Below are 23,023 nucleotides of genomic sequence, written 5' to 3'. Positions count from 1 at the left end.
GCTAATCCCACCTATCTTCGGCGTCAAAGTACCTGTTCAGTAGACGCCACGCGACTTCCCTACGCGTATCACCGAGTGTCTCTAATTTCTCTTCTACGATAGACGCCTGTTTTAATTCTTCCCAACAGTCCCTTACAGCACGCCCTCGTTCGGTCAGTTCGTAACCCCAGCCGCTTTCTGCGACAAGACCGTGTCCGTATTCACCGCTCTTTAGATATTTTCCGATGGACTGTGTCCACGTCTCCTTAGAGTTTGACTTTGTCCTGTCGGGTACGTTCGCCTTCTCGTTCTCCGATACCCATTCGAATATCTCCAAGAGTCCTTCGTCGGACAGCAACTTTATGACCGCCTGTTTCCTTTCGGTGTACTCTTCTTGTTCATCCTCAAGCCGTTTGGATTTTTGTAGCTCACCCTCCACTCTTTCAAACCCCCTGTATTCTTCGTCGCCATCATGCAATCTGTTCAGGTATTCAAGACCGTCGTATAACAGTAATATAGACTTTCTTACCTCTTCACGTCTTTTAGCCATCATGTCACGTTCAGCGTATTCTATCAGTATATCAAGATGGTCACGTAGGCGTTCCATCTCGTCTTTCGCTCGTGGCAACGTGATACTCTCGTATTCGTACCATCCGTCCTGTTTGACGTCCATGTAGAACATATTAATAGCCATCAAATCTGTGCGGAACTGCCGGATAATCTCAGGCAGATTTTGACCGACTTCGTTGTGTATCCGATACTTCGCTTTAGCTTCGTCTACGCTACATTCCGTAATCTTCCCCTCAAGTCGTTCTTCGCCGTTTATTTTTACCACATCTGGGAAGCACTTTTTTGACTTGAGGTATTCCCTCTCGCTGTTTTGAAGGGGTGAACGCGTCATTTCCTCATATTAGGAAGTACCCCTATAAAAGACTTGGTAGAGTTCCCCACGCTATGGTGAACCGTACATGCGCTCAACTGTACGCGTCAATACGAACGGAAGAGTTGTCGTTCCGTCGCACGTGCGTGACGAGCTTGGAGTAGAGCACGGCGACCTCGTAGAGATTGATGTCCGTCCAATTAGCAAAAATGACTGACGAACCGACTAACGAACAACTCGAACTCGTCGCGCGCCACGGAAGCGGAAAGTTCGTCCGCGCCTTAGCGACGGTGCGACTTCTCAAACGACAGGATCGAGAGGACGACCTGCGTGAGATAATCGGCGGTGACGACGTGGAGGTGGCTGAGGTATGAAGGAACAGGCGGACGCGTGGACAAGGCGCGCCCAGGACACGGCGGCGACGGCGGCGAACCGTCTTGACGGCGTATATAGTTCACATACGGATATAAGACTTTCGCGCCGCGCTCGTCCGAGGAGGTGCGCGTGATGGCGTCCGCTCGTCCGAAGCTCGTCGAAGAACCGTCGCAGGCGTTCAGCGACTGGCACAGAGAGAACCTACCAGAGACGGCACGCATGATGGACGTCGACCTGTGCTACTACGACGCCGACGGCGTCTACCTCGTCGGTGAGGTTATCCATATCCGACGCGGTACTCTTGAAGACGCCGGTACGGACGACTACGCCGTATGGTCACACAAACAAGATGTGCTTGAAAACCTGTCGGCGCGTCTCGGTGTTCCGGCGGTCGTCGTGTGGAAATCTCCGGAGAACGACGACGAAGTGGCGGTGAAGGTGCTACCGAACGAGGACGTGCGCCGCATGGACGCCGACGAGTACGCGTCTATGCTCAAACTCGCACGCCGACGACACCGCGAAGGGGGTGCGTCGACGTGAGCCGTGCCGACGACACCGACGACCTCGTTCTGGAAGTTCGACGACGAGGTGACGCAGACGCTGTCCACACCTGGACGCTTGCAGAGTTCACCGGCGTGCCTACCGACGACGGTGGGCGGTTTGGTTTCTCCGACGAAGACGGAAACGAACGGTTGCTACTGACACCGGACGAGTTACTCGAACTAAAGGAGGTGCTTGAATGAGCCGCGCGGCTACTGAGGTGGACTGGACGAAGCTGTGGCGCAAACTGGGACGACCGAGAGAGCCACAGAATCCAGAGAGGATGCTGAACGCGGCGCGTGCTCTCTTTGAGGACGTGTCGGACGACGCTGTGGACCGCGCGGCGGACCGTGGCGTGCTCGAACGCACGAACGACGGTGTGCGGTTCGTCGACGTGCCGGACGAAGAGGACGCCACCGACGAGGACGCCGAAAAGGACGGCGTCGAAGCCGATTCTGACGGCTCTCACCCACGGTGTTCCGCCTCAGAAGACGACGAAAACGACAATATAGCCGAACACTACGCGCGACTCACGCCGGTCCTCGAAGCTCTCGGTGAGTCGGACGGCGCGCACACTCTGGGCGTTCACGACCACCACGGCTGGTACAACAAGAGTCCTGAGAACGACACCGCCCTGATAGACGAGGGGTATGACCGGCGCGGTCGTCCGTTCGACCTCGTCCAAGACGCGGACGAGTTCCTGAGCCGGATAGATCGCCACTACTACTCGGTACTTAACTACCAGAGTCCGGAGGTACTTCGAGACGCCGAACCGTGCCGTTCGACCGAGGACGGCACAGAGTGGCGCGACAAGTCGCCTCTACCGAACTACGAAGACGTGGAGGCTCTCACGCTCTTTGTGGATGTGGACCTCAAAGACGAATATAAAGAGCGTCCCCTACCACCGGAGAAGCGCGCCACCTTCGAGGACGTTATCCGTGGCTTCGTTGACGCCTTCGGTGCGCTCGTCGGACAGGACAACGTCTACGTCTTAGATTCCGTCGGCGGTGCCTACGTCTTCGGTGCGCCGCGTGTCACAGCACCGATAGGTGACGCCTTCGACGGTGAGGAACGCGGCTGGATATTCGAGGAGTTTGCGAAACGCGTCCGCGAATGGATAGGTGAACGCGCCGACGAAGTGATACAGGAAGCCGAAGCCGACGGCCTGTGCAAGGCGGACCTTCTCGTTAACGTGAACCGTCAGTACAAGGCTCCTCTGAGCCTCCACAAGAGCATAGACGGCGTTGTTCATCCTCTGGACACCGAGGACGTGTCCTACGACTTCGTGCCGCACGATGCCGTAGGCGACACTCTCATAGACGAGACGGTAGAGTGGTGCGACGAGTTCACGGCACCGGCACAGTCCGACGAACATACCGAGAACCTCGTCAGTACGCTCTTCGAGGACTACGACGGCGCGGCGTGGCGCGACAGGCTCGAAGCCTTTGCGTCCAAACGACGAGAAGAGGAACGAGAACGAGAAGAGCGCAAGAAACGCGCCGTCGAACGCCGCGACGAACGAGAAGCCGGAGGGGTTGACTTCGAGAACGCCGAAGTGACGCCTCACGTTCAGGATGTGATGGACGCCGTCGACGACATAGACGTAGCCGACGTTATCCGGCGGTACGCTTCGGATGCATGGGACACGTCGAACCGAACACATGAAACGACGTTTTCCCTTCGTGGCGGAAGTCAGAGTCCGGTGAGTCTTGCGCCGTTGACGCTGCCGGAAACAGGTTCGTAGACAACGCCTGTAACGGTGGAGGAGGACCGGCTAAGGCGTATGCTCTCGGTCAGGGGATAATCAACACCGCCGACGAGGACCTCGTCGGAGAAGATTGGTGGCGTGCCGTAGACGGTCTACGCTCCGAAGGCTACGACATACCTGTCTGGGTACCGGAGGAGGGCACGCCGAAGAGCGACGACGGAGCCTATGACGAAACGCCTCTTTGGGCGGTCCGGAAGGGTGCCGTCGCGCTGGGTACGATAGACGCCGACGGCTTCGAGGAGAAAGAAGCCGACGGCGGCGGAAGCTACGAAGGATTCCCTGACGCTAAAGCGTACAACGAAGCTCTTGACGCGCTCGAAGAGGCTGGGATAGAACACGGACGAGACCGCGCCGAAACCTCGAAGTACGACAGTACGCCGTCCTCGGTCGACCTCGTCAAAGCCGACGGTGGCTACGGCTACGTCAGTTACGGTGACGACGGCGACGTACATGTGGACGAGGTGACCAACTTCACCCTCGAAACTGACGCGCGTGTAGAGCACGCCGACGACGGCACCAAGATGTTCAAGCTCACGGTCGTGCCGCGCGACGGTGAGCCGTATCAGGTGGACGTAGAGCCGCGCGCCTTCAACAGCCGCGACAGATTCGAGAACGAGGTTGTGACAGGCTTCTCCACATGGTTCCGTGGTCACAAGAAGGCACTAACCGACCTGCGTGAACTCGTCGCGGCGCAAGAGTCCGAAGTACTCGAAGGCACCGAACTAATGGGGCTGAACGAGGACGCCGACGAGTTCGTGACGCCGTCCGGCACGCTGAATGAGGACGGCTGGATGGACGAACCGGAGACGGTACACGTAGAGCGCGGTGTAGACGTAGAACGCAAGTGGAGCCTGTCGCCGGACGACGACCTGAACAAGAACGACGTGGACGAGGTACTACGTCTACTGCCGGAGATTCGACCGACGGACAGGTACCTCACGGTTCTGGGGTGGTTCTACGCCGCGCCGCTTGAACCTCGGTTCCTCGAAGAGTGGACCGGCGAATATCCCCTACTGTCCATCACAGGGGACACCGGAGCCGGTAAAACGTCGACGCTCTCGGTTCTGTGGCGCGCCTTCGGCATGGGTGACGAACCGCTCAACATGGACATGTCACCGTTCAGTCAGTTAGCGTCGTTCTCGTCTTCATGCGGCGTGCCGGTCTGGTTCGACGAGTACCGTCCGGCGGACGTAAACCCTCGTCGCGTCGACAAGTTCCACGACCTATGTAGGAAGACGACACGCGGCGCGACGGACTCACGCGGAAACGCCGACAGGACGACAGACACCTACCGTATCAAGTCGCCTGTCGTCGTCTCTGGTGAGCAACAGTTTCAGGACGCCGCGCTTCGTCGGCGTTCGGTGCTCGTCCACTTTCAGACAGGCGTCGCAGATGAGGGGACTGACACGCGCCGCGCCTACGCCCAACTCGTCGGTGAGAGCTTCGAGGAAGAGGACGGCGCGGTGTGCTACCCTGAACCGTCAGACCTGCGTGCGCACGCCTATGAGTATTACACATGGCTACTCGGTCAGGACGCCGACACCGTCGAAGAGCTGTGGCGCGGCGCAAACGAGGACGTGAAGGAAGTGCTTGAACGCCACAACGTCGGCGGACTTGACGGTTCAGAACGGACGGCGTTGGCGGTGACGCTCTTCGGTATGCGTCTCTACCAGTGTTTCGCGGAAGAGCGTGGTGTCTCGGTGCCTATAGACGCCGACGCCGTCGACGACGAGGTGGAGGACTCATTACTCCACGCCGCAACGAACGCGACCGGAGGAGAAGGACGGCGTCGGTCACATCTTGACGACTTCGTGGAACTCGTCGGCTACGCGGCGGCGGACGGCTACCTCGAAGAGGACGAACACTACACGCTGATACGCGACGGTGAGGTGCTCCGGTTCAACCTGTCGCGTGCCTATCCGAAGGTGAGACAGTACCACCGTGACCACGATCTCACTACGTCACTCTTCGAGGTGAGTGAATACCGAAACCGGCTGAAAGACGCGGCTGATAATGGCTACGTCGAAACCGTCAGTCAAAATACACCACCAATTAACCGCGCCGTCGGCGTCTACCTCGAAGAGGCTGGTGAGGTCGTAGACATAGACTCGTCCATGTTCGGTGGTGGCGTCGACCTACCGCCGCAACACGACGTGCCCCTCAACACGCTCGAAGAGGGTGACACAACGACCGTCACAGTCGAAGTCTGGGACGAGCGCGACATGGAAAGCGACAACGTCGCGCAAGTCGGCACACTCGAAGACGCCACCGGACGCGTTGACTTCGTCGTTTGGGACAACGGCGACGAGACGCCGACGCTCCACCCTGAGACAACATACCGCCTCGAAGGTGTGACAGTCGGCACGTACGACGACGCGCTACAAGTTCAGATTGACGACAGAACCGAGGTTGAGGAGGTGGCGCGCGGCACCGGCTGGTTGACGCCGGAGGACGCCGGAGACAACGAGCGTCTAATTGAGTCGCCTCAGTTAGTGGTCTTAGAAGAGCTACGCGACGACGAAGGTTTCGGTGAGGACGAGTTAGTGGAGCGCGTCGAAGAGCGCGGCGTGGACGAGGAGGACGCCGAAGCGACTGTTGAGACACTACTGACTGAGGGTGTGATACTTCGGAACAACGGACTGAGGTTAGCATGAACCTGACTTTACGCCACATCGGTGGTAGTTTACACCGATTTTACGCCGGTTTTACACCCCTGAACACCGCGTTGTCGGGCGAATTTTACGGATTTTACGGTATTCTGTGGGGGGATAGATACTTCCTTAGAACACACACAGACGAACGCCGCTCGTCCGTCGCGCGTGCGCGCGGTGTGGTTCCTATCCCCCTTAGGTTTGGTGTAAAATCCGTAAAATACACCAGAAGGCGTGGGGAAGGAGGGTGTAAACTGGGTGTAAACCGGTGTAAAATCCACCAGAAGGCGCGGTGTAAACCGCCGCCGTCGTGTGATTACCTTCGACGCCGCCGGAGCACCGACAACCAACTAACCGCGAACAAGCCGAAACCAATCCGACAAACATGACAGACAAACCACGAGACAACGAAGCGACAAACGGAGAAGCCCCCACGGAGGGGGACGCCGCGCCAAGCCGTGACGAAGTACTGTCGCTCCTCAAAGACGGTATGCGTGAGGCACACAAGAAGGTCAAGAGCGGACGTGTCTACGACGCCGAAAACGAGAAGGTGCGGCAGAAATGGATACGGACGCTGGCGTACACAGCCGGTCAGTACAGACAGATAAAGAAGGACGCCGACCTTGAGGAGCTTGACGAACGCCTATCCGAACTCGAAGAGCAACAGGAACGCGACGAGGTTAGGGTATGAACCACGCGCTACGTCTTCGGCTCGCCGACCTCGTCACCTCAACCGACGCGCTGTGGTTCGTGGTCACGGTGCTCGTCGGTACCGCTTACGCCGGAGGTGGAGCATGACGACGGCGCGCGACGTGGAGAACCGTATAGACGACCTCAAAGGCACAGACGAGGAAGACAACAACGACGGCGCGGTGTATATCTACGACACCGTCGACGCCACCGAACCTGCGTGTATAATCGGAGGTGACGAGCGTGACTAAGCCGTCGAAACGTGACCTACACGACCGCGTAGACGACCTCGAAGGTGACGACGAGGAGCTAAACCAACTGAGCGTAGCTATGATGCTTTCGGAGCCGGACAGGTACGACCTCGTCGACGAGGATCGGCGTATCTACCGCGACACAAAGACCGGTAGGTTAGGGCGCACGGCGTGGGTCGATGAACCGGAGGAAGCGACATGACGCCGTCGAAGCGTGACGTAGAACGCCGCGTGGACAAGCTCGAACCGAAGGACGAGGACGACACCCTAACCGTCCGTATCAACCACGAACACGTAGACGAGGACGGTGAGGTGGTAGACGAAGAGACGGAACTGTTCCGGTTAGGTACCGACGCCTTAGCAGACGGTCGTAGCGGCGCGTGTTGGCGTTCTCTCGGTCGGTATCCTTAGTCAATCCGCGGATTGACCACGGAGAAACGCCGACGAGACGGACGAGAACGGGACGCAGTCGTATTTTTTGACCGGATCGCGCGCGCGTGAGCTACCTGTTTCGGTCAATCCACCGACAGAACTCGTCGAAGTCGCGCGCACCGGCTTGTTCGGCTATGTTCCGAAGCGTGCCGGTGTTGACGCGGTCGTGGCGCGGCACGCTCACGGTACGAGGTTCGGCGTCGTGTTCCTCCGGAGGTTCCCACCTGAGAATCATGTGGCTACCGGTAGTGCGTATCCATTCGAAGTTTCCGACGTTGACGAGTACTTTCGTTATGTCGTCGCCTGAGAAGTCGCGTGTGACCATCTAACTCTCAGTTCAACACGTCAGGTAGCTCACCGCCGGTCTCGTTATCCTCCGGCTCTATGCCCACCTCACGAAGCTCCTCGTCGGTAGGCTCTCGTCCTATCTCACCCTTGTAGAGTGCGACCGCCTTGTCAAGGTTTTCGAGAGCTTCGTGGCGCGTTTCACCTTGCGAAGCTACGCCTTCCTCCTCGTCGACGGCGGACCACAGTCCGGTCTCCTCGTCCTCGGTGAGCGTTATCTTGCGGCGGACTTCGTGCTTAGTGCTCATGGTTTCACCATCCAGACGAGTGAGTTACCTACCATCTTGCTCTCTACGCGGTCCTTCTCTTCGAGTTTCCGAAGGCGGTAGTCGGCGGACTGCCTTTCGACACCCACGGCTTCGGCTACTTCCGAAGTTCCCGCCGGTTCGTGTTCACGGACGGCGTCAAGATACTCCTCGTCGGAGTATTTTTGTGATATCTCTCCGGTCTTTTCTCGTCCGTGTATCTCTCCACGTCCCATATATGCCGATATGGTGTCTTCCGACTTAATCCTTTGCTTTAGAACAAAGGGAAATACTTATTATCCTACGCTACATAGAATAGGGTAGAGACGCAGGGTGACCTTTCCGGTCGGTTCAGTAGGAAAGGTCCGGTGTTGTAGCACCGAACCTGTGTCTCTGGGTGACAGAGACATGACAACTAAGGAAACCAGCGAAAAGAACGTATCGGAAGCCGAACCACGCACAGTTCGCGCGCTCGAAGAGTACCTTACCGTACTACCAGAGCACGGACGCGTCAAGGGTGCTGACGACCTCGTGCTCGTCGTTTCGGCGTCACCGGAGGAGTACGTCGTAGACCTCCGTTCCGGCGCGTGTGAGTGTCCGGACGCCTCATACAACCTCGAAGGCGACGAACTCTGCAAACACGCACGATGCGCACGGTTCGCGCTCGGTCGTGACGCCGTCCCTGCCGAAGCTCTCGAAGCCGCCGACGTCAAACCCAACTTCGGCGTTCGTCAATCGGAGATTGACGAGCAGACTGAGCTACGCTCAGTATACGCGTTCGTCGACACCGATGAGATACACGTCGCCACGCCGGACGGCGGTGTGATTGAAGCCACGGACGACGTTCGTGAATCGGAAGATTCACGAGCCAACGAGAACGCGCCGCGTTCTCGTGACGGTGTGGTAGAAGCCGGTGACGACTCCAGGGTACTGACCGAGACGAATGGCGACGCGTGTGGGGATTGTGCTGAACTTCCCGATAAGTTACCTTGTTTTGAGTGCTACATGAGGGAGATCAACTTTGAGATGTAGACGTTCACAAAGCTTAGGTTTGAGACGGAGGGGGGTCACTTTTTATCTTTCCACAAATGATTCAGATACAATGATGGCAAAGGTATATAATATAGCGTGGATTAGTTAACAGGAACGGTGTAAAAATATGGGAGTATGGACAACGGTTAATGCTAAAATAATTGACAACGAAGACGAAAATATCAAAGACCGGCGGGATGAACTAATCAAAAAATGGTACGATAATGACTCGGTAGATCGTATATATTATTTCGAAGAGTATGTTTACGCAACTGCTGCGACTCCGAGTTACAGTTTCGCTTTTAAGTATCCTGAGTACATAGATGAGGTCATAGTTCTGGAAGCTGATGACACTACAGATCAAGGTACAGCGACGTATTTCCCTGATCCGGAGGGGGAAAATCCAACGCCCGATGACAGATACACTGAAGAGGAAGTTATCGACGGTCGTAACGTAGGTAAATTAGCATTAACCGTAGTAGGAGGAAGACACAAATTCGTAGCAAGAGATCCATATCACAACTCTCGTAATCATATATTCAAAGAAGTCGATGAAGACAGCCGAATTCTTGAGTAACTCCGTGTTTGTCTTCGGTAGGCGTGCGACTCGTTGAGGTAGCTAGCTACTACCACGGCGCACCGGCGCGCGGACGACGCCGAAAGACTGATTTCTGACGGCGTCGTTACTACTACTCAGAACGCTGATTTATATACTCGAAACGCCAAACTACGTTGAACCTTTTTATGTTCGGTGAGGAGAGGATTTGAACCCCTGGGGGCTGTGACACCCCACCGGCTTTCAAGGCCGGCGCAATAGGCCAGACTCTGCCACCTCACCCTGACGGATAGACGGGGGACGGACGCATATGCGTTACGCAACACGCCGAAGGGCATCGCCGGACTTTTGCGGCGTCGGCGCGCGTCTCCTCCATGGCAGTAAACGAAGGGAATACGGTCAGTGTGGAGTACGTAGGTAGGCACGAGGACGGCGACGTCTTCGACAGTTCGCGTGAGGACGTGGCTGTCGAGGCGGAGATTGCGCATCCGAACCGCGAGTACGAACCGCTGGAGTTCGAGGTCGGTGCGGGCGAGGTCGTCCGCGGCTTCGACGAGGCTGTCGTCGGCATGGAGGAAGGTGAGGAGAAGGAGATCACGGTGCCGCCTGAGAAGGGATACGGCGAACGTTCGGAGGAGAACGTCGTCGAGTACGACCGTGAAGAGTTCGGCGAGTCGCTCGGTGAAGAACCTGAGGTAGGTATGCATATACATACGGAGGAGGCGCACGGGGATATCGTTGAGGTGGAGGACGACTCGGTCACCGTCGACTTCAACCACGAACTTGCGGGCGAGACGCTTGTCTTCGAAATCGAGGTCGTCGAGGTGGCGTGAACGTACGAGAACGCGACATAGAGGACGGCTACGGGAGCGTGACGCTCGTTCCTGAGACGCTCGACGACCTCTGGCATCTCAGGTACGTCGTTGAGGAGGGCGACACAGTATCCGCGCTCACGCAACGGCGCGTCGAACGCAACGACGGTATGACGCGTTCGACGGGCGGCGAACGCGAGACGTTGTCCGTCGATCTCGAAGTAGGCGACGTCGAGTTCGCGCGTTTCGCAAACCGGCTCCGCGTATCGGGCGTCATCCGCTCCTGCGACCGCGAGACGGAGATCGGAAACCACCACACGGTGAACGTCGAGACGAACGACGAGATTACGGTCACCAAGACGTGGAAGTCCGACCAGTTGGAACGGTTAGAGGAGGCGGAGGAGGCGGACGAGAACGAGGTTGCGGTCGCAACGGTCGAGGAGGGCGAGGCGCACGTCCACACCGTCGAGGCGCACGGCGTCGAGGAGCGCGCGACGGTCACAGGAACGACGGGAAAGGGCGACGACGCAGCTCCGCGCGAGGAGCTTTTCGACGAACTAACCGCCGTACTCGAAAACGTCGACGCCGACGCTGTTGTACTCGCCGGACCCGGTTTCACCAAACGCGACGCTTACGACCATATACAGGAGAACGCCCCCGAACTCGCCGAGGGTATCACGGTCGAGGACACGGCGGGCGTAGGCGGACGCGGTGTACACGAGGTACTCAAACGCGGCGCTGTCGAACGCGTCGCCGAGGAAGCACGCGTGAGCAAGGAGGCGCGTCTCGTAGACGAACTCATGGAACGCGTCGGCGAGGAAGGCGCTGTAGCGTACGGTCTCGAAAACGTGCGCGACGCCGTCGAGTACGGCGCTGTCGACCATCTCCTCGTTGTCGACGAGTTCCTGCGCGAACACCGTGGTGAGATAGACCCGCTTATCGAGGGCGCGGAGCAGAAAGGCGGCGATGTAACCGTTCTGTCGTCGGAGTTTGAGCCGGGTCAACGCGTCAACCATCTCGGCGGTGTCGCCGCACTCCTGCGGTACCGACTGGATTAGTAAGCGTATGTTCAGTTTTCTTCGTCGCACGTTTACGTATTTAACATGAAGAATAATGAGAAAAGCTTAAGTAGAGTACCGTTCTTGTGTATAATAGAACATGATAGAAGACCACCAAGCGCCGGTCGTTCCGGACGCGCGACGTAGACACGCCGTCGTTGAGTCGCCCGAGTTTGGCGACGACGAGAGGAAGGAGGAGCAGGACGCCTTCGCCACCGAAGCGCCTTTCGTTCCGATGGTTTCGAAGCGGTCTTCCGACGTAGTAAACGCGTAAGCCTATCTCTTGTCGAGGAGTACGACCTCGTCCGCGACCGATTCGAGCGCGGAGGAGAAGCTTTCCGAAACACCAACCACAGTGGTTCGTGCGCCTTCTTCGTTCGCGCGGGCGAGGGCGGGCTTGAAGTCGGCGTCGCGCGTGGCGAGAACTATGTCGAAGCCTTCGAGAGTGTACGCCGTCGCGTCGACCGCGAGACGGACGTCGACATCCCCTGAAGTTACGACCGCCTCCATACCGTTCGTCTCGACAGCCTCTATGAGCGCCGAGGGCGCGCGGTGGTCAAGGTAGACACGGGCGACGTCAGGCTCCGCGACCGCGCGCAGATCCTCGAAGTCGACCTCAAACTCGTCACGTAGGAGGTTGGGACCGTCTACGAGGAGGGCGACGCGTCCATCACGGTCGCCTCTGAGGCGGTCGAGTACGCGCATACGCCGGGTTGACCGTCTCTGTGCATAAACTCGTCGGATAACGACGACGACGCACCGGTACGGTAAAATATACGTAGCGTGATAGACGTTGACAAGACGATGACCGGAAAGGAACTACGGCTTGGAAGGATACGCGACGACGAATCGGGGAACTTCGTCACCGTCCCTATGGATCACGGCGTGACGATCGGTCCCGTCGAGGGACTGAACGACGTACACGAGACTATAGACGCCATAGCGCGCGGGGGCGGCGACTCGGTTCTCGTACACAAAGGTGTTGTAGAGCACTCGTTCGGCAATGTACAGGAGGACGTGGGTCTCGTTGTGCATCTTAACGCCGCTACCTCGGTTGGACCCGACCCCAACAACAAGGTGATGGTGGGCGATGTCAAACGCGCCGTCCGTCTGGGTGCCGACGCCGTCTCCGTACATATCAACGTCGGTAGCGAAACCGAGCCTCACCAGCTACAGGATCTCGGTAAGGTCGCCGACGACTGCGACGAGTACGGTATGCCCCTCGTTGCGATGACGTACGTCCGCGGTCCCGATATCGAACCCACCGCGGAGAACGTCGCACACGCGACGCGTCTCGGTGCGGAACTCGGCGCTGATGTAGTCAAGACATCGTACACGGGCGACCCCGACGGGTACGAACGCGTTATAGACGGATCACCCGTCCCCGTCGTTATCGCGGGCGGACCCAAGGCGGAGACCGAACGCGAGGTTCTGCGCGACATACGTGACGCGATGGACGTTGGCGCGCGCGGTATCGCCATGGGACGCAACGTCTTCCAGCATGACGACGTCGAGGCTATGACACGCGCCGTCTCGCGCGTCGTACACGACGGTGCGTCCGTCGACGAGGCGCTGACAGAGGTGGATCGATGAAGGAGGTCTGGTACAAGGCGGACGAGGGGGACTGGGAAGACCGTCTTCCGCTTATAACCGCGGCGATCGAGAGCGGCGTCGACTACGTCCTCGTAGACGGCGACGAGGTCGGCAAGGTACGCGAACTCGGCGAGGTAGGCGTCGCGGCTTTCGTTTCGGAGAACGACGTCGGCGGTACGGGCGGTGGCGACGGGAAGCCCGACGTCGCTGTCGTCGGTAAGGGTGGTGAGGGCGACGGAACGGTGGAGTTCCCGCCCGACATGAGCGGTTCGAGCGACCTCACGACCGTACGGCGTATAGAGGATAACGAGACGGGTAGCTACGTCGAGATAGACGGCAAGGGATACGAACGTCTCGCCGCAGAGGCGGGCGGGTACGCCGACTACGTCGTCGTTGTCGGTGAGGACTGGAGGATAATACCGCTCGAAAACCTCATCGCCGATCTGCAGGACGAAGATGCGCGTATAGTCGCAGGGGTGGGTTCGGCGGAGGAGGCGAAGACGGCGTTCGAGACGATGGAGACGGGCGCGGACGGCGTTCTTCTCGATACGGACGACCCCGGAGAGATCAAGGAGACGGTACGTGAACGCGACAGGTTCGAGTCCGAGGAACTCGAACTCGTCGATGCGACGGTGACCGCCGTCGAACCGACGGAGATGGGCGACCGTGTCTGTGTCGACACGGCGACGTTGATGGAGCACGGCGAGGGTATGCTCGTCGGCTCCATGTCGAGCGGTCTGTTTCTGGTACATGCCGAGGTCGCGGAGTCGCCTTACGTCGCCTCGCGTCCGTTCCGTGTCAACGCGGGTGCCGTACACGCCTACATACGCGTACCCGGCGGCGGGACAAAGTACCTGAGCGAGTTAGAGGCGGGCGACGAGGTTCTGGTCGTCAACGAGGACGGCGAGACGCGTGAGGCGCTCGTCGGACGGTCGAAGATAGAGAAACGCCCTATGTTCCTCGTCGAGGCGGAGTACGAAGGCGAGAGGTACAGAACGCTCCTCCAGAACGCGGAGACGATACGTCTTGTGACGCCCGACGGCACCGTCTCAGTCACAGAACTCGAAGAGGGCGACGAGGTACGTCTGTACGTCGAGGAAGGAGGGAGACACTTCGGCACCAAGGTAGAGGAGAGCGTCGTGGAGAAATGACGCTCGACGTTTCGTCCCCCCGTACCGTCGCCGCCGTCTCGGAAGATGCGCCGCGTAAGGCGAGCGAGGCGCGCGAACAGGGCGCGGACGCCGTCGAGGTACGTATCGACATGTACGACGACGCCGACGCCCTTGACGACGTGAAGGCGTGCGACGCTCTCCCCGTCATCGTCACCAACCGCCCGAACGATGTTCAGACGGAGGAGGAGCGCGTCGGTGCGCTCGTACGCGCGACGGAACACGCCGAGGCGGTCGATATCGACGTTTCGTCGCCCTCCGGGTCGATCGACCGTACGGTCGACGCGGCGGACAAAAATGACGCCACGGTTATCGCGTCGCACCACGACTTCGACCGCACGCCGTCGGTAGACGAGATGTACACGGCTCTCGAAGATGCGTGGAACGTCGGCGACGTTGCTAAGATAGCCGTCATGCCGGACGACGAGGGCGACGTTCTCGATCTCCTGCGCCTCACTCTCGAAGCCCGCGACAACGGGGGCGCACCGTTCTGCGCCATCTCGATGGGCGCTCTCGGCTCCTACACGCGTTTCGTAGCGCCCCTCTACGGATCGTGTCTCACGTACGCGAGCTTCGGCGACGGAACCGCGCCGGGACAGCTTTCCGTACGGGAGGTGGTTGAGCACATGGAACGTTTCGAAGCATGAGCTACGAGGTTCTTGGACATACGGCGGACGCAAAGCTCCGTGCGACAGGTGCGACGCTCGCCGAGGCTCTGGAGTACGCGACACGCGGTTTCGCCGAAGTAGTAGGCGCGGACGGACTCGAACCGACCGACGAGGTACGCGTCGAGGTCGAGACGCCCGGTGAGGACGTAGAAGCGCTCCTTTTCGACTACCTCGCGCGCCTGATCTACGTTCAGGATGTCGAAGGCGTCGCCGTCGTGGACGCCGAGGTCGAATCCACCGCCGAACCGCCGCGCGTCGAGGCGACCCTGAGCGTCGCGCCCGTACGCGGTGGTCTTCTCGACATCAAAGCGCCGACCTACAACGAGATGGTAGTCGAGACGGACGACGGAAGCTGGACGGTGGAAGCCGTCCTCGACATCTAAGCCAGAAAGCTATTTCCGGCGTCGTTCCTTATGACACCCGGTATGACCGACTTTGACCTCAGACGAGTAGACGAGAACATCTACGAGATACCTCAGGACGGCGAGATGAACGCTCCGGCGCGTGTCTACGCCTCGGAGGATCTTCTCGACGAGATACGTCAGGACAAGACGCTTGAACAGGTGCGCAACGTCGCAACGATGCCCGGTATCGTCAACCACTCTATCGTCCTACCTGACGGGCATCAGGGGTACGGATTCCCTATAGGCGGCGTCGCGGCTTTCGACGCCGAGGACGGTATCATATCCCCCGGAGGGATCGGCTACGACATAAATTGCGGCGTCAGATTACTGCAAACAAGTCTCGACTACGACGACATACGCGGGAAGGAGGAGACACTCGTAAACGCCCTCTACGGCGCCGTACCGTGCGGACTCGGAAAGGGCGGCTACCTCGAAATCGACAAGGACGACCTACGCGGTATACTCGAAGGCGGCATCGAATGGATGGTCGAGAACGGACACGCGCGCGACGAAGACCTCCGCCGGTGTGAGGAGAACGGACGCCTCCCCGGCGACCCGTCGAAGGTTCCGTCGGAGGCGCTCGACCGCGGCGTGAATCAGGTCGGTTCGCTCGGTTCGGGCAACCATTTCCTCGAAGTCCAGCGCGTCGCGGATGTCTTCGATAAGGACGCCTCAGAAGCCTACGGTCTACACGAGAACGGCGTCGTTGTCATGATACATTCGGGTTCGCGCGGTCTCGGTCACCAGACCTGTACGGAGTACCTGCGCCGTTTCGAGAAGACGTACCCCGACCGTACGGACGAACTCGTCGACCGCGAACTCGTCCACGCCCCCATCGCCGACGAGATTGCGCAGGACTACCGCGACGCGATGTACGCCTCGGCGAACTTCGCTTGGGCGAACAGACAGGCGATGACTCAGGCTGTTCGGCATACGCTCGACCGCGTCTTCGGCGGTGTCGAGACAAGCCTCGTGTACGACGTCTGCCACAACATCGCAAAGAAGGAGACGCATACGGTCGACGGCGAGGAACGCGAGCTTCTCGTTCACCGCAAGGGCGCTACACGCGCATTTCCCGCAGGACGCGACGAGGTTCCCGATGTCTACGCCAACATCGGACAGCCCGTCCTCATTCCGGGAAGCATGGGCGCGGGTTCGTACGTCCTCAAGGGCGGCGAACGTTCGCTCGAACGGTCTTTTGGCTCGACGGCACACGGTGCGGGGAGGCTCATGTCACGGACGCAGGCGAAGCAGGACTTCTGGGGCGGCGACGTACAGGACGAGCTACGCGACGAGGATGTCTACGTAAAGGCGGAGTCGGGGGCGACGATCGCGGAGGAGGCTCCCGGCGTCTACAAGGATATAGACGAGGTGATACGTGTCTCCGACGAACTCGGTATAGGTGAGAAGGTGGCACGGACGCGCCCGATTGCGAACATCAAAGGATAACGTGGACGAGCGGTGTTATACCGCTCCCGCTCTCCTAATCAGCGATAGATTAGAAGGTCGCGCGGACAGTAATCGGGACGGATTAGCTACTCAAGTTCGTCCGCATCCGGCGTGTCGATGGGCGCTGAAGGCGCTGAAGGCGCGTCGGGAACCGCGACGGTGCCGTTCGTCCCCGTCGTGTTGAGGTCGTCGAGCACGGTGCCGATCTCCTCTATGTTCTCCGCGTACTCGGTGAAGTTCCCGTCACGGAGCGCCGAGTCCGCGCCGTCGTAGAGTTCGCGGAGGCGCTGTATACGCTCCGTAGAGGGCTGAGTCACGCCGGGTACCGCGGGCGGTGCGACCGCCTCACCGAACAGTGCGGAGAGTGAGGCGTCGAGCGTACGTTGCATCGTCACGCGGTCGTTGTGCGCCACTATGACGCGCTGTAGCTGGGGTAACGCGCCCTCGTTCTGTGCTTCGAGGAACAGGGGTTCGACGTACAGTATGGTGTCGTCGAGAGGTACGGCGAGAAGGTTGCCGCGGTCGACGCTCGAACCCGCCTGCGACCAGAGCGTGATGCTCTGCGAGATCTCGGTGTTCTGGTCTATACGTGACTCGACCTGTTGGGGTCCGAACACGAGATCCTGCTGGGACAGAAGGAACGACTCTATCTCACCGTAGTTCGGACGGTCGGATCGCGCCGCCATCCATCCGATGAGGTTCTGTCGCGCCTCAGGTATGAAAGGCAGTATCTGCATGAACTCGGGTTCCTCCTCGTTCGGGAGCTTCATGACGATGTAGTACGGTTCGACGGGTACGGTTTCGCCGCTAACCTCCTCGTTGGGTATACGCCATTCGTCCTCACGGTTGTAGAACGCCTGTTCGTTCTGCATGTGATAGACGAGGTTGACGCGTGCCTGTGTCTCAAAGACGTCCTGCGGGTAACGTACGTGGTCGCGGAGTTCGGGCGATATCTCGTCGAAGTCCTCGAACATCGACGGGAAGACCTTGCGGTAGGCGTTGATGATAGGGTCGTCGTCCTCGGTTACGTAGAACGTCGTCTCGCCCGAGTATGCGTCAACGACGACCTTTACGGAGTTACGCAGGTAGTTTATCTGTTCACCGTTGAACGGGTACCGTGCGGAGTAGGGGTAACGGTCGGTCGTCGTGTACGCGTCGTATATCCATTTGACCCGTCCGTTCACGACGACAGGGTAGGGATCTTCGTCGTATTCGAGGAACGGCGCGACCTCGTTGACACGCGTGTCAAGATCGCGGTTCATCTGTATCTTCGAGTCGTCCGTCACCGAGTTGGAGAAGTATATCTGGAACTCTCCGAAACGGAGCGAGTAGGCTATCTTTCTGAACGTCGACGAGAGCGGTATACCTCCGTCGCCCGTGTAGTCGTAGTAGGCGTTCTCACCGCGCCGTGGGTAGTCTAGTTCGCGCGTCCCCGAACCAACGATGTTGTAGCTGTCGGTCGTCTCGCCGTAGTAGATACGCGGCTGGTCTATCTCAAGATCGACCTCCGCACGCGGAGGTATCTGGTCGACGTAGTACTCGGGGAAGCCTTCATCACCCACCTCGCTGACGGGCGACATCACGAAACCCATGCCGTGTGTGTAGACGAGATGCTGATTGACCCACGACTGCGAGCCTTCGGGGAGTGCGTCGAACTCTATCTCACGTGTCGATATGTAGACCTGCCTGAGGTCTCCGTCGAAGGTGTAACGGTCTGTCTTGATGTCGTTGAAGTGGTAGTAGGTACGCAGGTTGTTCTGCTCGTTGTACGTCTGCATCAACGGACGTTTGTCCCAGAGACGTAGGTTGTCGATCGTACCGGGGTTGTTTTCTATCTGCTCGCGCGTGAGGTTCTCGGAGACGTTGAAGCTACGCTCGTTGATACGGTTGAGCGCGAACCCTGAACGCGTAAACTCTATCTCGTTGTCCAGATAAGGCTCCTCCTGATTGAACTCGTCGGGTTCGACGACGTAGCTCTGGTGTAGGAAACCGCCCGCGGTGCCCAGTATACCGACCAGTACGATACCCCCAACGGCGGCGTAGACGATACGGCTGTCACGGAGACGGACGTGCGCGTTGGCGATAACGGCGACACCTCCTAAGAAGGCGACGACTGCGAGAACGAGAAGAACGGGCGACGTGACAGACGCCTCCGTAGCGCCGACACCGAAGACAGCACCGCTTTCGGAGTAGACTAGACGGAGACGCGAGAGGTAGAAGTTGAGCGAGAGTACGATGAGCAACGCGCCTGCACCGACCGTGAGATGTCCGTACGCGTACGCAGAGACGCGACGCGCGAACGCCTCAGGGTCGAACTCTATACGTGAAGCGTCGAGTTCGTCGATACCTATGGCGTCCTCGTACTCCTCAAGACCGAACTCGTAGGCGTAGACGGCGACGGCGATCAGCAAGGAGACGGTTACGAGTAGGAGAAGGAAGCTGACGATAGCCTCGTACGCGGGCAGTGAGAAGACGTAGAAGGCGATAGGGCGTCCGAAGTACGGGTCTGCGGTGCCGAACGGCTCCGCGTTGACGTACAGAAGAAAGGTTTCCCACACGTCGGAGTACGCCGCGCCGAGCGCGACCGAGGTGACGACCACGCCGACCGTGTACCACGCCGAAGCTGAGTACGACGGTGTATGTTTACGTACGTTACGTACCGCTACGCGTAGCGACGCGTACAGTGCGACGAAGGATACGAGACCGAAGACGACGAAGACGACGGCTTGGTACGCGAAGACCTTGAGGAAGACGGCTTCGTAGCCGACGGAGACGAACCAGAGGTAGTCGGCGTACAGGCTGGGCGCGTTCGTCGCGACGTACAGTGCGACGAGTCCTACGAAAGCGGCTACGACGGCGGCGTTCTGCCTTCTCGACATACGAAAAGTAGGTACGGGCGACGGATAAGGGTATCCGTTCCCTACCTCGTCATTCGGCGTCGCGTATATGCGCGTTTATCGACTTGACCGTAATCTCCTCGTCGCGCGCGGATCCGAGTGCGTCGACAGCCGCCTCGGCGGCGCGTAACGTCGTTATGTAAGGCACGTCGCGGTCGACCGCCTCCCTGCGTATGTCAGCGCCGTCCTCGCGTGCGCGTTTCTCGTCGGGCGTGTTTATGATAAGGTCGACCTCGTCGCGTTTCATCAGGTCTACGACGTTGGGCGAAGCCTCGTGTACCTTCTCAACGAACTCCGCATCGACGCCGTTCTCTGCGAGGTACCTCTGCGTCCCTTCGGTCGCCACGAGTTCGTACCCCATCTCGGCGAAGCCACGCGCGACGGGCACGACGTCCCCCTTGTCCTTGTCGCGTACGCTTACGAAGACGGTGCCGTCCTCGGGTAGTTCGTTGCCCGCGGCTAGCTCTGCCTTGTAGTAGGCGCGTCCGAAGCCGTAGTCGACGCCCATGACCTCGCCCGTAGACTTCATTTCGGGTGAGAGCGTCGGCGATACGTCTTCGAGACGGTCGAAAGGCAGGACAACCTCCTTGACGGCTACATGGTCGCCGTAGGGCTCGCTCTCGTAAGGCATCTCCTTGATGGAGCGCCCCATCATCGCTTCGGCGGCGACCTTTGCGAGCGGTACGCCGACAGCCTTCGATACGAACGGTATGGTGCGTGACGAACGCGGGTTGGCTTCGAGGACGTAGACCTCGCCGTCCTGTACAGCCATCTGGACGTTCAGGAGTCCTTTCACGTCGAGTGCGCGTGCGATACGCCGGACGTAGTCGCGTGCGGTGTCGAGAACCTCGTCCTCGATGTTCTGGGGCGGTAGGACGCACGCCGAGTCGCCCGAATGGACGCCCGCCGCCTCTATATGCTCCATGATACCGCCGATGAGTACGTTCTCGCCGTCCGAGACGGCGTCAACGTCGAGTTCGACTGCATCGGCGAGGAAGTTGTCTATAAGTATCGGATGGTCGGGCGAGACGCGTACGGCTTCCTGTGTGTACTCGCGTAGTTCGAGTTCGTCCCAGACGACCTCCATCGCGCGTCCGCCGAGGACGTACGAAGGACGGACGAGGACGGGGTAGCCGATCTCCTCGGCGAGTTCGAGCGCCTCTTCCTCGCTCTCCGCCGTACCTCCGTCGGGCTGTTGGACACCCATCTCGTCCATGAGTTCGTTGAACCTATCGCGGTCCTCGGCGAGATCCATAGAGTCGGGGTCGGTGCCGACAACCTGCGCATCGGTGTCCTTACGTTCGAACTCCTCGGCGAGAGGAACAGCGAGGTTGACGCTCGTCTGTCCGCCGAACTGTGTCATCACGTCGTCGATACCTTCCGTCTCGACGATGTTGGTAACGTCTTCGAGCGTCAGAGGGTCGAAGAACAGCTTGTCGGATGTGTCGTAGTCAGTCGAGACGGTTTCGGGGTTGTTGTTGACTATCTGAGCCTCGTACCCCGCCTCCTTCAACGCCTGCACGGCGTGTACGGTACAGTAGTCGAACTCGACGCCCTGACCGATACGTATAGGTCCCGCCCCGACTATGAGTACCTTGTCGCCTTCGGTCTGTTTGACCTCGTTGACCGACTCCCAAGACGAGTAGTAGTAGGGCGTCTCCGCCTCGAACTCGGCGGCGCACGTGTCGACCATCTTGTACGTCGCATCGTCCCTCAGCTCCTCAACATCGGCGCGGGACACGTCTGCGTGGTCGGCTATCTCCTCGTCGGTGAAGCCGAGACGTTTGGCGTCGCGGACGTTCTCCTCCGTAAGACCGTCGGCGAGTTCCGCCTCCATCTCGGCTATCTTCTTCATACGCGCAACGTACCAGTCGTCGAAGTCGGTGAGTTCGGCGACCTCATCGACCTCGAAGTCGCGGCGGAACGCCTCGATACACGCGAACATACGTATGTCCGTAGGCGTTTCGAGGTAACGCCGCACCTCCTCGTCGGAGCCGAACTCAGGTTCGACTATATCGAGCGACCGCAGAGCCTTCTTTAGCGACTCCTCGAACGTCCGCCCTATGCTCATCACCTCGCCCGTCGACTTCATCGCGCTCCCTATGGTACGGTCGACGTCGGGGAACTTGTCGAAGGGCCAACGCGGTATCTTGGTGACGACGTAGTCGATCGTGGGTTCGAAAGCCGCGGGCGTCTCCTTGGTGATGTCGTTCTCAACCTCGTCAAGCGTCTTCCCCGCGATTATCTTTGCCGTCACACGCGCAATCGGGTAGCCCGTCGCCTTCGATGCAAGCGCCGACGAACGCGAGACGCGCGGGTTGACCTCGACGACCTTTATCTCGTCCGTCTCGTCGTTGTACGCCAACTGTATGTTACATCCGCCGACGATTCCGAGCGCGCGTATGACGCGTATCCCCGTCGACCGCATACGTTGGTGAACGTCGTCGGATATAGTCTGAGACGGCGTGACGACGGTCGACTCTCCGGTGTGAATCCCCATCTTGTCGATATTCTCCATGTTACAGATGGTGATGCACGTGTCGTTCTTGTCACGTATGACCTCGTACTCGAACTCCTTCCAGCCCTCTATCGACTCGTCGACCGTGACCTCGTTCGTCATAGAAAGCTCGATACCGCGTTCGACACGGCGTTCGAGTTCGTCGCGCGTACGTACGACGCCGCTTCCGCTTCCTCCGAGAGTGTACGTCGTTCGCATGATGACCGGGAGACCGAACTTCTCAACCGCCTCGTCGACCTGTTCGACGCTCTCGATGGTCATCGAACGCGCCGTGTCCTCGCCTATATCGTCGAGGAAACGCGCGAACTGCTCGCGATCCTCCGACTTGTGTATGGTCTCAAGCTCCGTACCGAGTAGCTCGACGTTGTACTCGTCGAGTATACCCTGTTCAGCGAGCTGAGCCGAGACGTTCAGACCCGTCTGACCGCCGAGGCTTGAGATAAGACCGTCCGGCTCCTCCTTCTTGATTATCTCCTCGACGTACTCGGTTTCGAGGGGTTCGAGGTAGACCTCGTCGGCGATTTCGGGGTCGGTCATTATGGTCGCCGGGTTGGAGTTTACGAGGACGACCTCTATACCTTCCTCGCGTATCGCACGGCAGGCTTGCGAACCCGAGTAGTCAAACTCAGCCGCCTGTCCTATTACGATTGGTCCGGAACCGATGAGAAGAACCTTGTCGAGGTCATCGCGCGTTGGCATCTTGTCCGTCTT

At 59.1% G+C, this 23,023-nt stretch carries 28 protein-coding genes and 1 tRNA gene; 20 read left to right on the top strand and 9 right to left on the bottom strand.

The genetic code is table 11. The features are described 5' to 3' along the window. Window position 1: 1 nt before the first annotated feature. Window positions 2-880: a hypothetical protein gene (locus tag EGH25_RS11110; protein ID WP_266088566.1), complete on the bottom strand. Its 879-nt coding sequence runs from the start codon at window positions 878-880 to the stop codon at window positions 2-4. A 67-nt stretch (window positions 881-947) separates the two neighbouring features. On the opposite strand from EGH25_RS11110, the gene EGH25_RS12335 reads away from it, so the two are divergent. From EGH25_RS12335 to EGH25_RS11090, 5 genes are all read left to right on the top strand, one after another. After that, window positions 948-1,076, top strand: a complete 129-nt coding sequence (locus EGH25_RS12335; protein ID WP_420841105.1) for an AbrB/MazE/SpoVT family DNA-binding domain-containing protein — start codon at window positions 948-950, stop codon at window positions 1,074-1,076. Continuing rightward, entirely contained in the window at window positions 1,069-1,233 is a 165-nt protein-coding gene (locus EGH25_RS11105) for a hypothetical protein (RefSeq protein WP_266088564.1), read from the top strand. The genes EGH25_RS12335 and EGH25_RS11105 overlap by 8 nt, the downstream gene beginning before the upstream one ends. Before the next feature lie 133 nt (window positions 1,234-1,366). Beyond that, a complete protein-coding gene (locus tag EGH25_RS11100) occupies window positions 1,367-1,774 on the top strand; it encodes a hypothetical protein (protein WP_266088562.1) in 408 nt (135 codons plus the stop codon). Continuing rightward, window positions 1,771-1,977, top strand: a complete 207-nt coding sequence (locus EGH25_RS11095; protein WP_266088560.1) for a hypothetical protein — start codon at window positions 1,771-1,773, stop codon at window positions 1,975-1,977. The genes EGH25_RS11100 and EGH25_RS11095 overlap by 4 nt, the downstream gene beginning before the upstream one ends. Next, window positions 1,974-3,518 (top strand): hypothetical protein, encoded by a 1,545-nt coding sequence (locus EGH25_RS11090; protein WP_266088558.1) that lies wholly within the window; start codon window positions 1,974-1,976, stop codon window positions 3,516-3,518. Before EGH25_RS11095 ends, EGH25_RS11090 begins: the two co-directional genes overlap by 4 nt. 116 nt (window positions 3,519-3,634) lie before the next feature. Here EGH25_RS11090 and EGH25_RS11085 read toward each other — a convergent pair whose 3' ends face one another. Next, window positions 3,635-3,994, bottom strand: a complete 360-nt coding sequence (locus tag EGH25_RS11085) for a hypothetical protein (RefSeq protein WP_266088556.1) — start codon at window positions 3,992-3,994, stop codon at window positions 3,635-3,637. Here EGH25_RS11085 and EGH25_RS11080 point away from each other — a divergent pair, their 5' ends adjacent. From EGH25_RS11080 to EGH25_RS11060, 5 genes are all read left to right on the top strand, one after another. Continuing rightward, entirely contained in the window at window positions 3,995-6,196 is a 2,202-nt protein-coding gene (locus EGH25_RS11080; protein WP_266088554.1) for a hypothetical protein, read from the top strand. It abuts the gene before it with no gap. Between the two features lie 382 nt (window positions 6,197-6,578). After that, a complete protein-coding gene (locus EGH25_RS11075; protein ID WP_266088552.1) occupies window positions 6,579-6,884 on the top strand; it encodes a DUF8136 domain-containing protein in 306 nt (101 codons plus the stop codon). A gap of 103 nt (window positions 6,885-6,987) precedes the next feature. Then, window positions 6,988-7,134 (top strand): hypothetical protein, encoded by a 147-nt coding sequence (locus tag EGH25_RS11070; protein ID WP_266088550.1) that lies wholly within the window; start codon window positions 6,988-6,990, stop codon window positions 7,132-7,134. Beyond that, the gene (locus tag EGH25_RS11065; RefSeq protein ID WP_266088548.1) at window positions 7,127-7,336 is read left to right on the top strand and encodes a hypothetical protein; all 210 of its coding nucleotides are present in this window, start codon (window positions 7,127-7,129) and stop codon (window positions 7,334-7,336) included. Before EGH25_RS11070 ends, EGH25_RS11065 begins: the two co-directional genes overlap by 8 nt. Beyond that, window positions 7,333-7,545 carry a hypothetical protein gene (locus EGH25_RS11060; RefSeq protein ID WP_266088546.1) on the top strand — a complete coding sequence of 71 codons (213 nt, stop codon included), beginning with the start codon at window positions 7,333-7,335 and terminating at the stop codon, window positions 7,543-7,545. The genes EGH25_RS11065 and EGH25_RS11060 overlap by 4 nt, the downstream gene beginning before the upstream one ends. A gap of 91 nt (window positions 7,546-7,636) precedes the next feature. Here EGH25_RS11060 and EGH25_RS11055 read toward each other — a convergent pair whose 3' ends face one another. Genes EGH25_RS11055 through EGH25_RS11045 form a run of 3 tightly spaced genes read right to left on the bottom strand, consistent with a single transcriptional unit; the run spans window position 7,637 to window position 8,392 of the window. Then, complete coding sequence (locus tag EGH25_RS11055; RefSeq protein ID WP_266088544.1) at window positions 7,637-7,891, bottom strand: type II toxin-antitoxin system HicA family toxin; 255 nt, start codon at window positions 7,889-7,891, stop codon at window positions 7,637-7,639. Window positions 7,892-7,898: 7 nt separating this feature from the next. Next, complete coding sequence (locus EGH25_RS11050) at window positions 7,899-8,159, bottom strand: type II toxin-antitoxin system HicB family antitoxin (protein ID WP_266088542.1); 261 nt, start codon at window positions 8,157-8,159, stop codon at window positions 7,899-7,901. Beyond that, window positions 8,156-8,392, bottom strand: coding sequence for a helix-turn-helix domain-containing protein (locus EGH25_RS11045; protein ID WP_266088540.1), 237 nt, complete (start codon window positions 8,390-8,392; stop codon window positions 8,156-8,158). Before EGH25_RS11045 ends, EGH25_RS11050 begins: the two co-directional genes overlap by 4 nt. Window positions 8,393-8,564: 172 nt before the next feature. On the opposite strand from EGH25_RS11045, the gene EGH25_RS11040 reads away from it, so the two are divergent. Both EGH25_RS11040 and EGH25_RS11035 read left to right on the top strand, forming a co-directional pair. After that, window positions 8,565-9,188, top strand: coding sequence for a hypothetical protein (locus EGH25_RS11040; RefSeq protein WP_266088538.1), 624 nt, complete (start codon window positions 8,565-8,567; stop codon window positions 9,186-9,188). Between the two features lie 127 nt (window positions 9,189-9,315). After that, entirely contained in the window at window positions 9,316-9,765 is a 450-nt protein-coding gene (locus EGH25_RS11035; protein WP_266088536.1) for a hypothetical protein, read from the top strand. A 172-nt stretch (window positions 9,766-9,937) separates the two neighbouring features. On the opposite strand, the gene EGH25_RS11030 is transcribed toward EGH25_RS11035, so the two are convergent. After that, window positions 9,938-10,026 (bottom strand) — tRNA-Ser (locus tag EGH25_RS11030). Window positions 10,027-10,118: 92 nt separating this feature from the next. Between EGH25_RS11030 and EGH25_RS11025 the strand changes: the two genes are divergently transcribed. From EGH25_RS11025 to EGH25_RS11015, 3 genes are all read left to right on the top strand, one after another. Then, complete coding sequence (locus EGH25_RS11025) at window positions 10,119-10,577, top strand: FKBP-type peptidyl-prolyl cis-trans isomerase (protein WP_266088534.1); 459 nt, start codon at window positions 10,119-10,121, stop codon at window positions 10,575-10,577. Next, the gene (locus tag EGH25_RS11020; RefSeq protein WP_266088532.1) at window positions 10,574-11,614 is read left to right on the top strand and encodes an mRNA surveillance protein pelota; all 1,041 of its coding nucleotides are present in this window, start codon (window positions 10,574-10,576) and stop codon (window positions 11,612-11,614) included. The genes EGH25_RS11025 and EGH25_RS11020 overlap by 4 nt, the downstream gene beginning before the upstream one ends. A 100-nt stretch (window positions 11,615-11,714) precedes the next feature. Continuing rightward, window positions 11,715-11,888 (top strand): hypothetical protein, encoded by a 174-nt coding sequence (locus EGH25_RS11015; RefSeq protein WP_266088530.1) that lies wholly within the window; start codon window positions 11,715-11,717, stop codon window positions 11,886-11,888. 2 nt (window positions 11,889-11,890) lie between these two features. Here the strand turns inward: EGH25_RS11015 and EGH25_RS11010 are convergent, their stop codons facing one another. Beyond that, on the bottom strand, window positions 11,891-12,319 hold the full coding sequence (locus EGH25_RS11010) for an NYN domain-containing protein (RefSeq protein WP_266088528.1): 429 nt from the start codon (window positions 12,317-12,319) through the stop codon (window positions 11,891-11,893). A gap of 99 nt (window positions 12,320-12,418) precedes the next feature. Here EGH25_RS11010 and EGH25_RS11005 point away from each other — a divergent pair, with 99 nt between their 5' ends. Genes EGH25_RS11005 through EGH25_RS10985 form a run of 5 tightly spaced genes read left to right on the top strand, consistent with a single transcriptional unit; the run spans window position 12,419 to window position 16,897 of the window. Beyond that, window positions 12,419-13,207, top strand: coding sequence for a 2-amino-3,7-dideoxy-D-threo-hept-6-ulosonate synthase (locus tag EGH25_RS11005; protein ID WP_266088526.1), 789 nt, complete (start codon window positions 12,419-12,421; stop codon window positions 13,205-13,207). Continuing rightward, window positions 13,204-14,358, top strand: a complete 1,155-nt coding sequence (locus EGH25_RS11000) for a 3-dehydroquinate synthase II (RefSeq protein ID WP_266088524.1) — start codon at window positions 13,204-13,206, stop codon at window positions 14,356-14,358. Before EGH25_RS11005 ends, EGH25_RS11000 begins: the two co-directional genes overlap by 4 nt. Beyond that, the gene (gene aroD, locus EGH25_RS10995; protein WP_266088523.1) at window positions 14,355-15,023 is read left to right on the top strand and encodes a type I 3-dehydroquinate dehydratase; all 669 of its coding nucleotides are present in this window, start codon (window positions 14,355-14,357) and stop codon (window positions 15,021-15,023) included. The genes EGH25_RS11000 and aroD overlap by 4 nt, the downstream gene beginning before the upstream one ends. Then, a complete protein-coding gene (locus EGH25_RS10990) occupies window positions 15,020-15,427 on the top strand; it encodes an archease (protein WP_266088522.1) in 408 nt (135 codons plus the stop codon). The genes aroD and EGH25_RS10990 overlap by 4 nt, the downstream gene beginning before the upstream one ends. A 42-nt stretch (window positions 15,428-15,469) precedes the next feature. Continuing rightward, window positions 15,470-16,897 carry an RtcB family protein gene (locus tag EGH25_RS10985; RefSeq protein WP_266088521.1) on the top strand — a complete coding sequence of 476 codons (1,428 nt, stop codon included), beginning with the start codon at window positions 15,470-15,472 and terminating at the stop codon, window positions 16,895-16,897. An 86-nt stretch (window positions 16,898-16,983) separates the two neighbouring features. Here the strand turns inward: EGH25_RS10985 and EGH25_RS10980 are convergent, their stop codons facing one another. Both EGH25_RS10980 and carB read right to left on the bottom strand, forming a co-directional pair. Continuing rightward, complete coding sequence (locus tag EGH25_RS10980) at window positions 16,984-19,776, bottom strand: UPF0182 family membrane protein (RefSeq protein WP_266088520.1); 2,793 nt, start codon at window positions 19,774-19,776, stop codon at window positions 16,984-16,986. A 49-nt stretch (window positions 19,777-19,825) separates the two neighbouring features. Beyond that, on the bottom strand, window positions 19,826-23,011 hold the full coding sequence (gene carB, locus EGH25_RS10975) for a carbamoyl-phosphate synthase large subunit (protein ID WP_266088519.1): 3,186 nt from the start codon (window positions 23,009-23,011) through the stop codon (window positions 19,826-19,828). Window positions 23,012-23,023 lie beyond the last annotated feature (12 nt).

Source organism: Halorutilus salinus (assembly GCF_026242195.1).
GTDB classification, from domain to species: Archaea; Halobacteriota; Halobacteria; order Halobacteriales; family Halorutilaceae; genus Halorutilus; species Halorutilus salinus.
This window is presented reverse-complemented; position numbering and strand designations above follow the sequence as displayed.

What these genes read in the sequence shown, in the direction of transcription:
- EGH25_RS11100 (WP_266088562.1), top strand. Translation starts at nt 1,367, where the DNA reads ATGGCGTCCGCTCGTCCGAAGCTCGTCGAAGAACCGTCGCAGGCGTTC.
- EGH25_RS11105 (WP_266088564.1), top strand. Translation starts at nt 1,069, where the DNA reads ATGACTGACGAACCGACTAACGAACAACTCGAACTCGTCGCGCGCCAC.
- EGH25_RS11005 (WP_266088526.1), top strand. Translation starts at nt 12,419, where the DNA reads ATGACCGGAAAGGAACTACGGCTTGGAAGGATACGCGACGACGAATCG.
- EGH25_RS11000 (WP_266088524.1), top strand. Translation starts at nt 13,204, where the DNA reads ATGAAGGAGGTCTGGTACAAGGCGGACGAGGGGGACTGGGAAGACCGT.
- EGH25_RS11110 (WP_266088566.1), bottom strand. Translation starts at nt 880, where the DNA reads ATGACGCGTTCACCCCTTCAAAACAGCGAGAGGGAATACCTCAAGTCA.
- EGH25_RS11045 (WP_266088540.1), bottom strand. Translation starts at nt 8,392, where the DNA reads ATGGGACGTGGAGAGATACACGGACGAGAAAAGACCGGAGAGATATCA.
- EGH25_RS10985 (WP_266088521.1), top strand. Translation starts at nt 15,470, where the DNA reads ATGACCGACTTTGACCTCAGACGAGTAGACGAGAACATCTACGAGATA.
- EGH25_RS11060 (WP_266088546.1), top strand. Translation starts at nt 7,333, where the DNA reads ATGACGCCGTCGAAGCGTGACGTAGAACGCCGCGTGGACAAGCTCGAA.
- EGH25_RS11015 (WP_266088530.1), top strand. Translation starts at nt 11,715, where the DNA reads ATGATAGAAGACCACCAAGCGCCGGTCGTTCCGGACGCGCGACGTAGA.
- EGH25_RS10990 (WP_266088522.1), top strand. Translation starts at nt 15,020, where the DNA reads ATGAGCTACGAGGTTCTTGGACATACGGCGGACGCAAAGCTCCGTGCG.
- EGH25_RS11025 (WP_266088534.1), top strand. Translation starts at nt 10,119, where the DNA reads ATGGCAGTAAACGAAGGGAATACGGTCAGTGTGGAGTACGTAGGTAGG.
- EGH25_RS10980 (WP_266088520.1), bottom strand. Translation starts at nt 19,776, where the DNA reads ATGTCGAGAAGGCAGAACGCCGCCGTCGTAGCCGCTTTCGTAGGACTC.
- EGH25_RS12335 (WP_420841105.1), top strand. Translation starts at nt 948, where the DNA reads ATGCGCTCAACTGTACGCGTCAATACGAACGGAAGAGTTGTCGTTCCG.
- EGH25_RS11040 (WP_266088538.1), top strand. Translation starts at nt 8,565, where the DNA reads ATGACAACTAAGGAAACCAGCGAAAAGAACGTATCGGAAGCCGAACCA.
- EGH25_RS11035 (WP_266088536.1), top strand. Translation starts at nt 9,316, where the DNA reads ATGGGAGTATGGACAACGGTTAATGCTAAAATAATTGACAACGAAGAC.
- EGH25_RS11075 (WP_266088552.1), top strand. Translation starts at nt 6,579, where the DNA reads ATGACAGACAAACCACGAGACAACGAAGCGACAAACGGAGAAGCCCCC.
- EGH25_RS11055 (WP_266088544.1), bottom strand. Translation starts at nt 7,891, where the DNA reads ATGGTCACACGCGACTTCTCAGGCGACGACATAACGAAAGTACTCGTC.
- EGH25_RS11070 (WP_266088550.1), top strand. Translation starts at nt 6,988, where the DNA reads ATGACGACGGCGCGCGACGTGGAGAACCGTATAGACGACCTCAAAGGC.
- EGH25_RS11010 (WP_266088528.1), bottom strand. Translation starts at nt 12,319, where the DNA reads ATGCGCGTACTCGACCGCCTCAGAGGCGACCGTGATGGACGCGTCGCC.
- carB (WP_266088519.1), bottom strand. Translation starts at nt 23,011, where the DNA reads ATGCCAACGCGCGATGACCTCGACAAGGTTCTTCTCATCGGTTCCGGA.
- EGH25_RS11085 (WP_266088556.1), bottom strand. Translation starts at nt 3,994, where the DNA reads ATGTACGTCGCCGTCGTCACCGTAACTGACGTAGCCGTAGCCACCGTC.
- EGH25_RS11050 (WP_266088542.1), bottom strand. Translation starts at nt 8,159, where the DNA reads ATGAGCACTAAGCACGAAGTCCGCCGCAAGATAACGCTCACCGAGGAC.
- EGH25_RS11090 (WP_266088558.1), top strand. Translation starts at nt 1,974, where the DNA reads ATGAGCCGCGCGGCTACTGAGGTGGACTGGACGAAGCTGTGGCGCAAA.
- aroD (WP_266088523.1), top strand. Translation starts at nt 14,355, where the DNA reads ATGACGCTCGACGTTTCGTCCCCCCGTACCGTCGCCGCCGTCTCGGAA.